We start from the raw sequence: 15,590 nt of genomic DNA on the forward strand, positions 1-15,590 counted from the left end.
GCACCCCGCCCTGTCACCGCTGTTCCTTCCCGGCACTGTCGCCGCTGTCGTCACTGCCCTCAGCGCCATCAGCGGCACCGTTACCGCCACCGCTACCGGCAGCATCCTCCCCGGAAACAGCGGCTCCCTTGCCACTGCCGCCGCCGGCGGTGCGCCCGTCGTCGGCGGCTGCACCGTCACCGTCACCACCCACGTTTTGGTTGACACCGGCGACAGCACCAACGCCGTCGGCCCCGGCGACGTCACGTGTCCCGCCGTCGGCAGTGTCGGCACCGCTCCCGGCCGGAACGTCACTGCCAGCGACGCCGTCCCTCCCGGTGACCGCCTCCGGTGGTGTGGCCACCGATGGCGAGTCCGCCGAAGACTGTGACTCATCGGCGGCCTGTGCACCACCCGCCGCGCGGTCCACGGTCCTGGCCGAAGCGGTGACCGTGCTGCTCACCGGCCCGGCGGCGGAGTCACCACCGGTAGGTCGCGCCGTGGGTCCGGGACCCCGCACGATCCGGCGAAGTCGCGGCACCCGTTCCCCGACCGCGCGTTCGGCGCCGTGATCGGTCGGCCGATAGTAGTCGGTTCCGACGAGATCGTCGGGGACGTACTGCTGACGGACGACGCCACGCGGATCGTCGTGCGGATAGCGGTAGCCGCGGCCGTGACCGAGCCCGCGCGAGCCCGGATAGTGCGCGTCCCGCAGGTGCGGTGGCACCGGTCCGCCGCGACCGGCGCGGACATCGGCCATCGCCTCGCCGAGTGCCACGGTGACGCTGTTCGATTTGGGCGCGGTGGCCAGGTGCACGACGGCGTGGGCCAGGTTGAGGCCGGCCTCGGGCAGCCCGACGTTCTGCACGGCCTGGGCCGCCGCGGTCGCGACGAGCAGTGCCTGCGGGTCGGCCATGCCGACGTCCTCGCTGGCGAAGATGACGATGCGCCGGGCGATGAACCGCGGGTCCTCACCGGCGACGAGCATCCGGGCCAGGTAGTGCAGGGCCGCGTCCGGGTCACTGCCGCGCATGCTCTTGATGAACGCGCTGATCACGTCGTAGTGAGCGTCGCCGTCCCGGTCGTAGCGGACGGCCGCCACGTCGACCGCCTTCTCCGCGGTGGCGAGGTCGATCTCTGCCGCGTCCTGAGCGAGCGCGGACCCCGCGGCGGCCTCCAGCGCGGTCAGTGCCTTGCGGACGTCACCGTTCGCCAGCCGTACCAGATGGTCCTCGGCGTCGGCGGCCAGGGTGACCGCGCCGCCCAGGCCGCGCTCGTCGGTGATCGCACGCCGGAGGAGGCGGCGGACGTCGTCCTCGCCGAGGGATTGAAGGGTGAGCAGGACACACCGGGAGAGCAAGGGCGAGATGACCGAGAAGTACGGGTTCTCGGTGGTCGCCGCGAGCAGGGTGACCGTGCGATCCTCGACGGCCGCGAGCAGTGAGTCCTGCTGGGTCTTGCTGAAGCGGTGCACCTCGTCGATGAACAGGACGGTCGGCGGTCCGCCGTAGCGCCGCTCCCGCCGCGCCGTGTCGATCACCGCGCGCACGTCCTTGACGCCGGCGGTCAGCGCGGACATGGCGACGAACTTGCGGTCGGTGGCGTTGGCCACCAGGTGCGCGATGGTGGTCTTGCCGGTGCCCGGCGGCCCCCAGAGGATCACCGACATCGGACTGGCCCCGGTGACCAGCTGGCGCAGCGGCGCACCGGGGGCGAGCAGGTGCTCCTGGCCGATCAGCTCGTCGAGGGACGCGGGCCGCATCCGCACCGGCAGCGGCGCGTCACCTGCGGGCCGCCCGAATCCGGCGGTCGCGGCGCCGGCCGGGTCCGCGGGTCGCGGGTCCGGCGGTGCGAGTGAGAAGAGCCCATCCGTGTCCATCACAACCGACAGTACCGGCCGGAGCGGGCCGATCCGAAACTCCACCGGCCGCCTGTGGACAACCATCCCGAGCAGCCACGACGCCTTCACGGAGAGTGTCCGGGACAGACCTCCGGCCCGCCCGGGGGAAGGACGGGCCGGAGTAGCCGGAGGGCTGGCGGCCGGTCGGCCGCGCAGGTCAGCCGCGTCCCGGGCGGCGGCCGTAGAAGCGGCGGCCGGAGCCCGTGCCCGAGCTGGCGCGCGGGCCGCTGCCGATACCGGCCAGGTAGAGGGAGAGCAGCAGCAGACCCAGCGACGCCACGGTCGGGAAGTTGAACAGATCGGGGGCGCCGAAGTTGGTGTCGAGAAGGTCAGCGAGCAGGTAGATGCCGAAGACTACGGCGGCGGCAATGGCGAGCATCGGATTTCCTCCGGGGGGGTCAGAGAGCCTGTGACTCGCTGGTACCCGGATGGGAGTGCTCCCGAAACTCCATCACGGACCTTCCCGGCCGCGCTTTCACGAGATAGAGCGGCGCCGCTGCGGCGAGCACCACGGCACCGGCCACGATCGCCACCGGCGTACCGGCCCCGGCGGCCACCACGGTGAGGACGATCGATCCGATGGCGAAGCCCGGCTGACCCACCATCGAGTTGAGCGACAGCAGACTCGTCCGCGACTCCCCTTCGACCTGCCGGTGCAGCAGCCCGGCATGCACCGGGTTGGCGGCACCGTGCACGAGATAGCAGAGCAGAAACGCGCCGATCACCCCGATCGGCCCGGCCAGCAGGCCCATCCCGATGATTGTCAGCCCTTGGACGATCCGCAGAGTGAAGCCGGTCCAGCGGGCACCGAGCCGCCGGCTGAGCAGCGGGACCAGCGCGGCCCCGGCCGCCGAGGCACCCCAGGCGATCGAGCTGACCGGCCCCATCAGCGGACCGGCCGCAGTGGTCACCTCGCTGAGCCGGACCGGCATCAACTGCTCGAAGGTGACCATGCCGAAGCTCCAGAGGAACTCGACGCTGATCAGGGCGAGCACCACACGGGAGCCGCGGGCCAGCCGCAGGGCTCCACCGATTGCCGTGGGCACCCCACGCAGCGAAGCCGCGAACGCTGCCCTTCCCCGCGACGACCTCTCCTCGGTCATCAGCAGTGCCACGGCCAGCGTGCTGAGGGCACTAAGGCCAAGAGCAACCAGGACGGGTACGGTCAGCGCGCTCACCGGGCCGATCGGGCCGAGCCAGATCAGCGCGCCACTGAGCAGAGCCGTCCCGGCGATGGCCAGGCTTGATGCCGTGCCGCCACGGCTGAGTCCCGTCTCGATGTCGGCGTCCGGGTCGGCAGCCAGTGCCTGGTCGACGAACCAGGACTCGAGCGGCCCGCTGTCCAGTGCCCGGTAGACACCCTGCAGCAGGTACGCCATGCCGAGCAGTGCCACCGTGTCGGCGAACGCGAGCAGCGCCAGTGAGCCCAGGTTGATCGCCCCGGCAATGAGCAGCACCGGACGGCGGCCGACAGCGTCGGCCAGCCCGCCGGTCGGCAACTCCAGCAGCAGCACGACGATGCCCTGGATCGCCACCACGGAACCGATCTGCGCGATGTTGAGCCCGCGCTCGAGCGGAAGCAGCACCACGATCGGGATGAGCAGCCCGGCCGGCAGCCATCGCATCGCGATCAGGAACACGTACCGGCTGCGGATCTGGGCGACGGTCATCGTTCCTCCCCCACATCGGGCACGCCGGCGTAGAAGAACAGCACCTGACGGGCATCCGGCTGCGGGTCGGCCTCGGCCCGGGCCCGGTGGCGTTCCACCAGCTCCTCGAGGTCGGACTGGAGGTCACCCAACTGTGCCGGGTTCATGGTGAGCGCGTAGTCGCCCAGACCGGCGACGTCACGCCACTCGACCGGCTCACCGGGGGCGACCAGGCGCCAGCCCTCGATCCTCTGGACGAGCAGATTCAGCTGGTACGCCTCCAGCCAGTCCACGGCAGCGGCGGCGGCCGGGTCGTCGGCGTAGTCACTGCGCTGCCAGCTGGACAGCTCGTGCAGTGCCCGCCACCAGCGCTGCCGCCCGCTGCCCGGCCGGTCCTCCTCGACGACCAGGCCGGCGTCGGCGAGCTGGCGCAGGTGGTAGCTCGTGGCACCGGTATTGGTGGCGAGCGCCTCGGCCAGCCCGGTGGCGGTCGCCGGGCCGCCGAGCCGCAACTGGCCGAGCAGGCGGATGCGCAGGGGGTGGGCGAGCACCTGGATCTGGCGGGCGCTCAGGTGCACCTCGGTCATCCGCTCCGCTTCGCCGGTCGCGTCGTTACTCGTCATGTATCCACAATAAATGTGCACAGATTCTATGCACAAGTTCTTTGCACGCGTCGGACACAAGAAAACCCGGGTACGCGTACGGCGTACCCGGGCAAAGTTTTTAAGTCTGTGAGCTTGAACAGCTGGTCGGCAGCACACCGCCGGCCGCACAGGGCCGGCCGCCGGGCGTATCCCGGCGGCGGCCCGTGAACGTCAGTTGGAGTGCTGAACCGGCGCGGCCTGGCCGTCGGTGCCCGGCGTGCCCGCAGCCGCCTTCGGCTTCGCGTCGATGCCGGCCTCGAGGCGCTGCTGCGCGGTGATCGGCGTCGGCGCGGTGGTCAGCGGGTCGAAGCCGCCGCGCGTCTTCGGGAAGGCGATCACCTCGCGGATCGAGTCGTTGCCGCTGAGCAGCATGCAGGTCCGGTCCCAGCCGAGAGCGATACCGGCGTGCGGCGGCGGGCCGTACTTGAACGCCTCCAGCAGGAAGCCGAACTTGTCCGCGGCCTCCTCCGGCGTGATGCCGAGAAGATCGAAGACCCGGCTCTGCACATCGGCCCGGTGGATACGGACGGAGCCACCGCCGATCTCGTTGCCGTTCACCACGATGTCGTACGCGTAAGCGAGCGCCCGGTCCGGAGCCGACTCGAAGTTGTCGATCCACTCCTCGTTCGGCGAGGTGAACGGGTGGTGCACCGCGGTCCAGCCACCGTCGTCCGTCTTCTCGAACATCGGCGCGTCGACCACCCAGCAGAACGCCCAGGCGGACTCGTCGATCAGGCCGGCCCGCTTCGCGATCTCGATCCGGGCCGCGCCGAGCAGCTCCTGCGCCTCACGACGCTCGGTCGCCGCGGCGAAGAACACCGCGTCACCCGGCTTCGCGCCGACCTGGTCGGCCAGGCCGGACAGGTGCTCGGGCGACAGGTTCTTGGCGACCGGGCCCTTCGGCTCGCCGGTCTCGGCGTCGAGCACCACGTACGCCAGGCCACGGGCGCCGCGGGCCTTCGCCCAATCCTGCCAGCCGTCCAGCTCCTTACGCGTCTGCGAGGCGCCGCCCGGCATGACCACCGCACCGACGTAACCACCGGCGTCGATCGCGCCCGCGAACACCCGGAACGCGGTGCCACGCAGGTACTCGGTCAGCTCGACCAGCTCGACGCCGTACCGCAGGTCGGGCTTGTCCGAACCGTAGCGGTTCATCGCATCGGTCCAGGTGATCCGCGGGATCGGCAACTGCACCTGGTAGCCGGCGAGCTCGCTCCACAGACGGGAGACGATCTCCTCGCCGAGCTCGATGATGTCCTCCTGCGTGACGAAGGACATCTCGATGTCCAGCTGGGTGAACTCCGGCTGGCGGTCGGCGCGGAAGTCCTCGTCGCGGTAGCAGCGGGCGATCTGGTAGTACCGCTCCATGCCGGCGACCATCAGCAGCTGCTTGAACAGCTGCGGGGACTGCGGCAACGCGTACCACGTGCCGGGCTGCAGGCGGACCGGGACCAGGAAGTCGCGGGCGCCCTCCGGCGTCGAACGCGTCAGCGTCGGCGTCTCGATCTCGTTGAAGTCGCGGGCGTGCAGCACCTCGCGGGCGATCTGGTTGGCGCGGCTGCGCAGGCGCAGCGCCTTCGCCGGACCCGACCGGCGCAGGTCCAGGTACCGGTACTTGAGGCGGAGGTCGTCGGAGGCGGTGATCGTGTCGTCGACCGGCAGCGGCAGCGGAGCCGCCTCGGAGAGCACGGTCAGCTCGCTCGCGACCACCTCGATCTCGCCGGTGGCCAGCTCCGGGTTCTCGTTGCCGGCCGGGCGGGCGCTGACCTCGCCGACGACCTTGACACAGAACTCGTTACGCAGCGCGTGCGCGTCCTCCTCGCGGAACACGACCTGCACCACGCCGGAGGCGTCGCGGAGGTCGACGAAGATGACACCGCCGTGGTCACGCCGACGGGCCACCCACCCGGCGAGCGTCACCGTCGTGCCGGCGTCGCTCGCGCGCAGAGTGCCGGCGTCATGGGTACGGATCACGGAAACGTCTCCTAACAGAGTTCGCGGGGCGCACCCGACATTCTGTCAGGAGCGCCCCGCGCCGCGTGCCACGGGCCGGTCAACCGCCTACGACGGAACCTGCCACGAGGTGGCACGCAGGCCGGCGGTGCCGGAGCCGCCGACGTCGATGATCTCCACGAGTACGAGTGCGGCGGGAATCGCCGCGGTGAGGACACAGAGCGCCGTGCCCCTCCTGACCTCGACCGGCAGGCCACGGCCGAGCGGGCTGGTCCGGATCGCCCGGTCGCATCCGGCGGCGTCGGTGTCGGCGCTGGCCTGACGGCTGCCACCGGCCGCCCCCGCGCCCAGGCTGAGCTGGGCCGGCCGGCTGCCGCATCGGCTCTCGTAGCGCAGATCGCCCAGCGCCTCGGGGGCATCGGCCCGGGGCTCGTCGAGGTCCAGGAACAACACCGCGGCGCAGTCGAGCGGGAGGCGTAACGGCTCCTTGGCGTACGCCACCGGGTACGACTCCGGGCGCGGCGGCCGGTTGTCGGCCCGTGCCGAGGCCACCACGGAGGAAACCGGCGGCGTGGGCGCGGCCGCCGATTTGGCCGACTCCAAGGTCCGCCACGAGAGGAAACCCGCGGCGCCGGAGATCAGCAGGGCGAGCAGGCTGAGCAGTACGGCCACGACGACGCCGGGACGCCGGCGCGGTCTGCCACCTGTCCGGGACGCCGTCGATGCGTGATCCACCGGGTCCGCGGCGACGTTCTTCCTGGTTGCAGCGACGTTCTTCCTGGCGGTTGCGGCGGCGCGTAGCTTGGCCTTCCTCGAGCCCGCATTCCCCGGGTTCGCATCGGCTGCCCCGGTGTCCCTCGCTTCGCCGCCGAAGGCTTCGCCGTTCCGCGTCCCGGCACCGCGTCTCTCAGTGCCGCCGCTCTCGGCGCGGCCGCTCTCAGCGCGACCGCTCTCGACTCCGCCTCGGCTCTCAGCGCGACCGCTCTCGACTCCGCCTCGGCTCTCAGCGCTACGAGCTCCGGCAGCCCACGCTTCGGCATCCCTCGTATCCGCGTCTCTCGTATCCGCGTCTCTCGTATCCGCGTCCCTTGCATCCGCGTCCCTTGCATCCGCGTCCCGGAACGCGGCCTCCCGCGCCGCCGCCTGCCGCGCCCCCGCCTCCCGGATGGAGGCTTCCCTCGCGGCCGCTTGTCTGAGCTCCGCCTCCCGCACCGCGATCTCCCGCGCCGCGGCGTCTCTGGCCTCGGCCTGCCGCATCGCGATCTCGCGGGCTGCGGCTTCTCTCGCCTGCGCCTCCCGCATCGCGATCTCGCGCGCGGCGGCGTCCCTCACCTGCGCTTCCCGCGTCGCGATCTCCCGGGACGCGGCGTCCCGTACCGCTCCCAGCGGCTCGGTGGGACCGTCCGGGTATGCGGAGTCCTGCGTGCGCTGAGGTGGAACCCAGGACCCGGGCGGAAGGGGGTGACGCTGCGGCATCGCACTCGCGGCGTACGGACCACCGATCTGCGGACGGTGGACGGCAGGTTCGTCAGCGGCTGCGCGGAATACGGGCATGACGGACTCCTGACGCGCAGTGGGTTAAAGCGCTCGTTCGACGCTCAACCACCGTAAACACCATCGATCAGGCAAGCCATCCCCCACGAGGGGACCGACATTCATGAGTACGGCGGTCGCGCTCCCGATTCACCCGGACGCCGCACCGGTGAACTCGACGATCACATCGATCGTGCCGAAGTTGTGGTCGTCCGGTAGGCCTCCACAGCGTCATCGACGTCATAGCGTCACGGTCGAGGTGCATGGCATGCCGGATCGTCCGGCCCGTCTCCATTCCCGCCGATCGCCGACAGGTCGTGACGCCAGTCGTTGCACCGCAGCGGGTTGCCTTTCGGAAACTCGAAGTCGACCTCGCCGAGAAGTTCGAACCCGGCTCTGCGGCACAGACCGTTCGACGCCGCGTTGTCGATCCTCGGGAACGCGTGCGCCCAGCGGATCCCGCCCCGTCCGGCGGCGTGCGCCAGGGCCCGGGCGAGCGCCTGACCGGCGAGGCCCCGTCCCTGGAACTCGGGCAGCACCTTCCAGCCGAGCTCGTAGACGGTCTCGCCGCCCCACTCCTTCTCCCAGTAGCCGACCGAACCGACCGGGCCCGCCTCGTCCAGCACGATCAGGAACATCTCGGTGTTGCCGTCCCGCATCCCGTCGAGGATCCGCTGATGCCGGGCGGTCAGCGCCTCCTCTGGTTCCACCCCGGCCAGGAAGGCCTGCATCTGCGCGGTGTTGGCACGCCGTTGCAGGGCCGGCGCACGCTCATCCCATCTCTCCAGCCGAAACCCGAGCATGGCTCCTCCTCAGAAATAGGTGTGCAGCACATCCACGACGCGCCGGTCCTCGTCGACGACCGGGATGTCACGCCACTTGTCGAACGCGGTGCACGGATGGGACAGCCCGAACCGGACGAGATCGCCCGGAACCAGGTCACCGTCGTCGACGGCGAGGTACGTGTGGTGATCGTTCAGTCTGGTCACCCGCAGTCCTCCGGCGGGCGCCGCCGCCCCGTCCACCCGGCGGATCTCCATGGGCACCGGGAGTCCCTCGTCGAACGGGGCGTCCCGCTTGCCCATGCCGGCGATGGCGAGCCCCGGCTCCGGGACGGAGATGACCTGCGCCCAGATCTCCAGAGCGGCGGAGAGCGGGCCCTCCTCCGGCACGCGGACGAACGGCGTCCGTTCCCGATAGAACCCGTCGTCGTGGGTGACCGACGCGCCGCTGCGCAGAACCAGCCGCGCCGACCCCCGCAGACCGCCGAGTCCCTCGGTCACACGGTCGAACCAGGCACTTCCGCCCGCGGCGACGATCGGCTGATCGGGCAGCAGGGCACCTGACCGCAGGCGGCTCACACTCGCGGCCAGCTGCTCGAGGAACGCGTCCACACCGCTCTGATCCGCCAGCTGGCCCTCGTAGCCGGCGACTCCGGCCAGTTCGACACCCGGTGCTTCGGCGGCCGCCCGGGCGACCGTCGCCAACTCGTCGAGATCGCGGACGCCGGTACGCCCGCCCACGTGCCCGAGCTCGACGAGCACCCGGATCACGCCGCCCTCACCCGCGCCGGAGGACGCGACGGCCGAAGCGGCGGCCGCGACTCCGGCGATCGAGTCGACCTGGATGTACGCCTCCCAGCCGGCCGTACTCCCGGCGGCCAGCCAGCGCAACGCGACCGGGTCGAGGACCTCGTTGGCGATCAGCACCCGGTCGATGCCGAGCCGCCGCAGCACGAGAGCCTGGTTGGGTGTGGCCACGGTCAGTGCCCACGCTCCGGCCCGCATCTGGGCCTCCAGCAGGCCGGGCGCCATCGTGGTCTTGGCGTGGGGCGCGAAGTCGAAGCCGTGCCTGCGGCAGTACTCCGCCATCGTCGCGATGTTCGCCTCGATCGCGGCGCGGCGTACCACCAGCAGCGGCCAGGTGAACCCGCCGCCGAAGATGCTCGGCCGGGCAGCGGCGATCCGCTCCGGCTCGATCGCTCCGTCCGGCTGCCAGAAACCCTTGCTCCGCCAGTCGATCGTCATGTCGTCCCGCCTCCTGCCACAGCTGTCCGTTGCCGGCCGTTGTCAGACTGCTCGTCATGGTCGATATCGCGATGTCCACCGGCTTCACCCGCAATGTCGAGCGGATCTGGGGCAGCACCGGACGGCGATGGCTGGCCGAACTGCCCGGACTGGCCGGCGGATTGCTGCGGGAATGGGATCTGGATCTCGCCGGGCCGCTTCCGCTGAGTATCAACTGGGTCGGCCGGGTCCGCCGGGCGGACGGGACCGGGGCGGTACTCAAGCTCGGCCTGCCGGACAGTGGCCACCTCGCCGACGAGGCGACCGCCCTCGAGTGCTTCGCCGGGCAGGGCGCGATCACCGTCCTGGCCCGCGACGACGCCCGGGGTGCACTCCTGTTGGAGGAGGCCCGTCCCGGCACCCCGCTCCGGGAGCTCGTGCCGCACCGGGACGAGGAGGCCACGGCCATTCTCATCGAGATGGTGAGGCGGCTGCACCGGCCGGCTCCGGCCGGGGTGACACTGCCCGAACTGAGCCGGCGCAGCGCGTCCTTCGACCGGCACCTGCGCCGTTTCCCGGGAGACGATCCGCTGCCCCGGAACCTGGTCGAACGAGCGGGACGCCTCTTCGAAGAGTTGTGCGCCACCGCGACCGGACGGGTCGTGCTGCACGGCGACCTGCACCACGACAACGTGCTGGCCGCCGATCGTGAGCCGTGGCTGGCCATCGACCCGCACGGCGTCGTGGGCGACCCGGGTTACGAGATCGGGGCGCTGCTTTACAACCCGGACCCCGCTGACACCGACGACACCGTTCTGGACATGGTGGAGCCTCGCACGGAGCAAATCGCCGACGGCCTCGGCATGCCGCTCGAGCGGGTGGTCGCGTGGGGTTTCGTCCAGGCGGTCCTGTCGGAGGTGTGGAGCTTCGAGGGCGATGGCGGCCGGACGACGCGGCCGTTGCGCCTGGCCCGGCGACTTCTGCCGGCCCTGCCCTGACCGTCCGGCCGTCACTCCGGCTGCCACGCCCGTCACTCCGGCGCCCCGGGCTGCCGCTGCCGTCACCGCCGCTCCCGACGCAGGTCAGCGGTCATCTCGTGCAGTTCGGCGAGGCGGTCGGGAAGGGTCCGGGGGTTGCCGGGTGCGTCGGGCCTGGCATCCCATGGCCGCGGTCCGGTCAGCGGTCGATAGTTGACCCCGAGCGCGTCGAGCCGGGCCAGGTGGCCGGGCAGCCGTGCGGAGAAGCCCGCGAAATCACGCTCGGCCGGGCCCCAGACCGCTTCGGCGAACGCGCACAGTCGCGGGAACGCCTGATAGTCGACCCGGCGGGCGGACTCCAGGTGTTCGGTCCAGATGTTGGCCTGGCCACCGAGGACCAGGCCCATCTCGGCCGCGCCGAGCCCGGGCGGGACCGGCTCGAAGGCATGCACGTCGGCGAGAGTGAGCCTGGTGCCGACCGGTGTCGGCTCGCCCGGATCGTCGGACTGCCGGTAGTCGAGGTAAACCGTGATGTCAGGGCAGGCGACCACCTGGTGACCGGCCCGGATTGCGTGCCCGGCCGGCTCGTGGCCGCGCCAGGCCGCCACCACCGCCCCGGGTGGCGCACCGCCGGCGAGGATCTCGTCCCAGCCGAAGAGTCGCCGGCCACGACCGGCCAGGTGCTCGGCCATCCGGCCGGTGAACCAGCGCTGCAGCTCGTGCGCGCCGGCCAGGCCCTCGGAACGGACCCGCTCCAGCGCGGACGGGCTCGTCTCCCACTCGGTGGCCGGGCACTCGTCGCCGCCGATGCCGATCAGCTCGCCGGGGAAGATGTCACAGAGGTGGTCGAGGACCGCGCGGCAGAAGTCGAGTCCCTCGGGGCCGAGCTGGAGGACGTGCTCGGAGATGCCCCAGGCGGTCCGGACCGGCCCGTCGAAGCCGTTGCCGAGCTCCGGATAGGCGGCGATGGCGGCCTGCATGTGGCCGGGCATGTCGGCCTCGGGGATCACGGTGATGTGCCGGTCGGCCGCATAGGCGACGATCTCGCGCAGGTCGTCGGTGGTGTAGAAGCCACCGTGCGGGCGCCCGTCGTAACGCTCGTGACCGCGTGAGCCGAGCATGGTCGTCGGCCGCCAGGCGCCCACCTCGGTGAGACGGGGCCGGCCCGGAACCTCGAACCGCCAGCCCTGGTCGTCGGTGAGGTGCAGGTGGAGCACGTTGAGCTTGTGGAACGCGGCCAGGTCGATGAGCCGCAACACGTCGGGCAGCGGCATGAAGTGGCGGGCCACGTCGAGAAGGACGCCGCGCCAGGTGAACCGCGGCTCGTCGACGATCAGCAGGGCGGGCACCTCCCACGGGCCGGAGGTCACACGGCCCCGGCGCAACGTCGCCGGCGGGAGCAGCTGGCGCAGTGTCTGAGCGCCGTAGAAGACGCCGGAGGCGGAACCGCCCGCGATGCCGGCCCCGGATGTGCTGATCTCGAGCGTGTATCCCTCGGCCGGCAACCCGGGATCGATCCGGAGCCGGATACCGCCGGCACCGGGCATCAGCGAGGCACCGGTGGCGGGCCCGAGGGCGCCGCGCAACCAGTCGGCCACCCGCTCGGTGCCGGGACCGGGTGTCAGGGCCGTCGTCGCGTCGAACGTGAACACGCCGCTCGACGCGGTGATCGACCGGGGAAGCGGCACGATGCTCGTAAGTAGCTCGTTCATGACGCCTCCTTGACCCGGTGAGCGTTATGGAGGACGCTAATACGAGCCACTTACGAACCACAAGTGCTCGAACCACAAGTGACACGATCCAGAAGTGCAACCGGCGCCGGAGGAGACGGGATGGTCATCGGATTGGTGGTCCAGACCGGCCACCGCGAGCGTTTCGCCGAGGCGGCGCGCACGCTCACCGGCGTCTCGTTCGCGTGGGCGGTCTACGAGCGGGAGGATCAGATCCGCGACCGCGTCAGCGAGCTCCTGGCGGCCGGCGACGTCGACGGTCTGCTGCTTGGGCTCGTTCCATGGTCGCGGGCACGTGATCTGATTCCGGCCGGCCTGCCGGTCTCGGTCACCCGGTCCGCAGCTCTCGACCTGGCACTGGCATGGGCGCGGGCACGTGGAAACGGATGGCCGGCCACACCCGTCAGCATCGACACCTTCGCCATCGAGACGGTCGACGAGGTCGCCGCGGCACTTGACCTCGATCGCCCGGCGATCGCGACGATGCCCTTCGACCCTGACCAGTCTCTCGACGAGGTGGTCGCCTTCCATCGTGACCACCTCTGCCGTACCGGCGCGCCTTACGTCATCACCGTGCGCACCGGTGTCGCCTCTGCGCTCGACGGCCGCGCCGCCGTCCTGCACGCCCTGGCCACACCCGGCACGATCCGCGCTGACCTGCATGAACTGGTCCTGCGGATCCGGCGGCAGCGCGCCGACGAACAGCGGTTCGCGGCGGCGGTCTTCCGGTCCCCCGCCACAGGTACCCGAGCCGCGCTGCGCAGGATGCTGCGGGAGGTTCCCGAGCTGGCCGACGCATGGGTGGAGGAGCACGGCGACCGGGATGTGGTGGCATTCGCGCCGGCGGCCGTCTTCGAGAAGATCACCGGGCACTGGGTCAAGGCTCCCGGTCCCTGGCACACCCGGGCCGGAAGCGATCCCGCTGCCGACCCGGACAGCATCGTTCCGTCAGACGCCGTTCCAGCAGGCACCATTCGAGCAAGCACCGCTCCGTCAGACATCGCTCCGTCAGACACCGCTCCGGATGACGCCGTCCCGGCTGACGCCATCCCGGCCGACACCACGGCGGCGGGAACCGGCCGGATCGCCGGGGCGTTCGCCGGGTTCGGCATCGGGCCGTCCGCGCGTCGCAGCGTCGCTCTGGCCGAGCAGGCCGCCGACCGTGCCGAGCAGGACGGCTCCGCCACCGCATACCTGATCACCGACGACGGGGTGATGATCGGCCCGATGGGTGCCGCCGGCCCGCCGCTCACCTATACGTATCGGCAGCACGGCGGGCTTGAGCAACTCGCCGGCCGGGCCGGTCTGAGCCCGGCCACGCTGTCCCGGCTCTCCGCGCTGGAGAGATCATTGGGCGGCCGCCCGGTCTCCCCCGGCGAGCTGGCCGACTCACTGGGTATCACCGATCCGAGCGGGCGTCGGCTCATCCGCAAGCTTGCCGACGCCGGTCTGGTCGTCGGGGACGGCAGCACACAGCCGCATCAGAAGGGCCGGCCGGCGCGCCTCTACCGGCTGGCCATCGCGGCGACCCTCGCTGCCGGCCCGCAGTCCGCCCCGGAAGGCGGCACACCCCGATGAGTCAGGAACCGGACCCCACCACCACCGGCGGGATCACCTACGACCTGGTGCTGGCGGGCGCCGAACAGGGTGACATCGCGGTGTCCGGCGGCCGCATCGCCGCGATCGGGTCCGGTCTCCGATCCCATGCGCAGCGGGTCGTCGACGTCTCCGGGCGTCTGGTCACACCGGGGCTGATCGATCTGCACACCCACGTGGGCCCCGGCTACTGGGGCATCGACCCCGACCCGATCGCCTGGTATTCCGGTGTCACCACCTGGGTGGACGCCGGATCGGCGGGCGCCTTCACACTGGCCGGCCTCCGGCACGTCGCCGCGGCTGCCGCGGTGCGGGTTCCGGCGCTGCTCAACATCTCCGCGGTCGGCCTCGCCGGGCGCACCGGCGAGAGCCGTGACCTGGCGAACTGTGACACCGCACTCGCGATCGACACGATCCGCGCCAACCGGGATCTCATCCACGGCATCAAGGTGCGCATCGACGCGGAGACCGTCGGCCCCAACGGGGTGGAGCCGCTGCGCCGCGGCCTGGCGGCGGCCGAGGCGTGCGGCGTGCCGGTGATGGTCCACATCGGTAGTTCACCACCCGCCCTTGATGAGGTTCTCGACCTGCTCCGGCCCGGCGACATCGTGACGCACTGCGCGAGCGGTATCGCCGCGCCGCTCGGCCCGGCAGTGCGCGCAGCCGCCGGCCGAGGGGTGCTGCTGGATCTGGGCCACGGTTCCGGAGGGTTCGCCTTCGACGTGCTCGAGGCTCAACTTGATGCCGGGCTGCGCCCGTTCACCGTCTCCACAGACCTGCACGCGCGTTCCTTGCACGGTCCGGTCTTCGACCTGCCCACCACGATGGCGAAGCTTCTCGCCACCGGAGTCCCGTTGCCTGAGGTCGTCGAGGCGGTCACCACGCATCCCGCACGAGCTTTGGGCCTGCCCGGCGGAACCCTTACGGTCGGCGGCCCCGCCGACATCGCGATCTTCGAGGTACGGGACGAGCCGTTCCCCGTCGTCGATGCCCACCGGCAGGTCCGTGTGTCACCGGTGCGACTGGTGAACGAGGCCACCTATGTGGGCGGTCGCCTGCTCACGGCACGGCTGCCGGCCCCACCAGCGCCCTGGATCCCGCTCACCGAGGCCCAGCATGCGGCGCTGTCCCGCCGCGAACGCGATATCCGTGCCCTGCTCGCCACACCACTCGTGGATGTGGACGGGCTGGCTGAACAGTTCCCGAGAACGAAACCGAGGAGTTCCTGATGCCCAAGCGCGCTGTGATGACCGACAAGGCGGCGCCGGCCGGTGGCCCGTACTCGCACGCCGTAGTTGCCGGCGACACGATCTACCTCGCCGGCGCCATCCCGGCCCTGCCGGACGGCACTCGGGTGACCGGCAGCTTCGCCGAACAGGCACACGCCGCCTTCCGTAACCTGGCCGCCGTGGCGGAGGCGGCCGGCTCAAGCCTCGACGACGCCGTCCGGGTGGGCGTCTATCTGCGTGACTTCGCCGACTTCCCGGAGATGAACGAGATCTACCAGGAGTACATCAAGGGCGAGCACCGGCCGGTCCGCACCACACTGCCGGTTCCCCTCGTGGGGTTCGACATCGAGATCGACGCTGTTCTGTACACGGGCGCCTGAGCGACCACGCCTCG

13 protein-coding genes are annotated in these 15,590 nt (G+C 71.2%); 4 read left to right on the plus strand and 9 right to left on the minus strand.

The window, feature by feature from the left end; all coding sequences use genetic code 11:
• Positions 1 to 13: 13 nt before the first annotated feature.
• From AB0G04_RS39305 to AB0G04_RS39340, 8 genes are all read right to left on the minus strand, one after another.
• The gene (locus AB0G04_RS39305; RefSeq protein WP_360994160.1) at positions 14 to 1,858 is read right to left on the minus strand and encodes an AAA family ATPase; all 1,845 of its coding nucleotides are present in this window, start codon (positions 1,856 to 1,858) and stop codon (positions 14 to 16) included.
• Positions 1,859 to 2,036: 178 nt separating this feature from the next.
• Positions 2,037 to 2,258, minus strand: a complete 222-nt coding sequence (locus AB0G04_RS39310) for a hypothetical protein (protein WP_360994162.1) — start codon at positions 2,256 to 2,258, stop codon at positions 2,037 to 2,039.
• A 19-nt stretch (positions 2,259 to 2,277) separates the two neighbouring features.
• The gene (locus AB0G04_RS39315) at positions 2,278 to 3,549 is read right to left on the minus strand and encodes an MFS transporter (protein WP_360994165.1); all 1,272 of its coding nucleotides are present in this window, start codon (positions 3,547 to 3,549) and stop codon (positions 2,278 to 2,280) included.
• Entirely contained in the window at positions 3,546 to 4,151 is a 606-nt protein-coding gene (locus AB0G04_RS39320) for a helix-turn-helix domain-containing protein (protein WP_360994168.1), read from the minus strand. The genes AB0G04_RS39315 and AB0G04_RS39320 overlap by 4 nt, the downstream gene beginning before the upstream one ends.
• Before the next feature lie 192 nt (positions 4,152 to 4,343).
• Complete coding sequence (gene aspS / locus AB0G04_RS39325) at positions 4,344 to 6,146, minus strand: aspartate--tRNA ligase (protein ID WP_360994170.1); 1,803 nt, start codon at positions 6,144 to 6,146, stop codon at positions 4,344 to 4,346.
• Positions 6,147 to 6,233: 87 nt separating this feature from the next.
• The gene (locus tag AB0G04_RS39330) at positions 6,234 to 6,797 is read right to left on the minus strand and encodes a hypothetical protein (RefSeq protein WP_360994173.1); all 564 of its coding nucleotides are present in this window, start codon (positions 6,795 to 6,797) and stop codon (positions 6,234 to 6,236) included.
• A gap of 1,109 nt (positions 6,798 to 7,906) precedes the next feature.
• Positions 7,907 to 8,461, minus strand: a complete 555-nt coding sequence (locus AB0G04_RS39335) for a GNAT family N-acetyltransferase (RefSeq protein ID WP_360994176.1) — start codon at positions 8,459 to 8,461, stop codon at positions 7,907 to 7,909.
• Between the two features lie 9 nt (positions 8,462 to 8,470).
• Positions 8,471 to 9,685, minus strand: coding sequence for an alanine racemase (locus tag AB0G04_RS39340; protein WP_360994178.1), 1,215 nt, complete (start codon positions 9,683 to 9,685; stop codon positions 8,471 to 8,473).
• 56 nt (positions 9,686 to 9,741) lie between these two features.
• Between AB0G04_RS39340 and AB0G04_RS39345 the strand changes: the two genes are divergently transcribed.
• Positions 9,742 to 10,662 (plus strand): aminoglycoside phosphotransferase family protein, encoded by a 921-nt coding sequence (locus tag AB0G04_RS39345; RefSeq protein WP_360994180.1) that lies wholly within the window; start codon positions 9,742 to 9,744, stop codon positions 10,660 to 10,662.
• 62 nt (positions 10,663 to 10,724) lie between these two features.
• Here the strand turns inward: AB0G04_RS39345 and AB0G04_RS39350 are convergent, their stop codons facing one another.
• On the minus strand, positions 10,725 to 12,353 hold the full coding sequence (locus AB0G04_RS39350; protein WP_360994182.1) for a beta-N-acetylhexosaminidase: 1,629 nt from the start codon (positions 12,351 to 12,353) through the stop codon (positions 10,725 to 10,727).
• A gap of 120 nt (positions 12,354 to 12,473) precedes the next feature.
• On the opposite strand from AB0G04_RS39350, the gene AB0G04_RS39355 reads away from it, so the two are divergent.
• The 3 genes from AB0G04_RS39355 to AB0G04_RS39365 are packed head-to-tail and all read left to right on the plus strand — an operon-like array spanning position 12,474 to position 15,576.
• Complete coding sequence (locus AB0G04_RS39355; RefSeq protein ID WP_360994185.1) at positions 12,474 to 13,949, plus strand: MarR family transcriptional regulator; 1,476 nt, start codon at positions 12,474 to 12,476, stop codon at positions 13,947 to 13,949.
• Positions 13,946 to 15,196, plus strand: a complete 1,251-nt coding sequence (locus tag AB0G04_RS39360; RefSeq protein WP_360994187.1) for an amidohydrolase/deacetylase family metallohydrolase — start codon at positions 13,946 to 13,948, stop codon at positions 15,194 to 15,196. The genes AB0G04_RS39355 and AB0G04_RS39360 overlap by 4 nt, the downstream gene beginning before the upstream one ends.
• Entirely contained in the window at positions 15,196 to 15,576 is a 381-nt protein-coding gene (locus AB0G04_RS39365; protein ID WP_360994190.1) for a RidA family protein, read from the plus strand. The genes AB0G04_RS39360 and AB0G04_RS39365 overlap by 1 nt, the downstream gene beginning before the upstream one ends.
• The last annotated feature ends 14 nt before the right edge of the window (positions 15,577 to 15,590 follow it).

Origin of the sequence: Actinoplanes sp. NPDC023801, from assembly GCF_040639655.1 — a bacterium.
GTDB lineage: Bacteria > Actinomycetota > Actinomycetes > Mycobacteriales > Micromonosporaceae > Actinoplanes.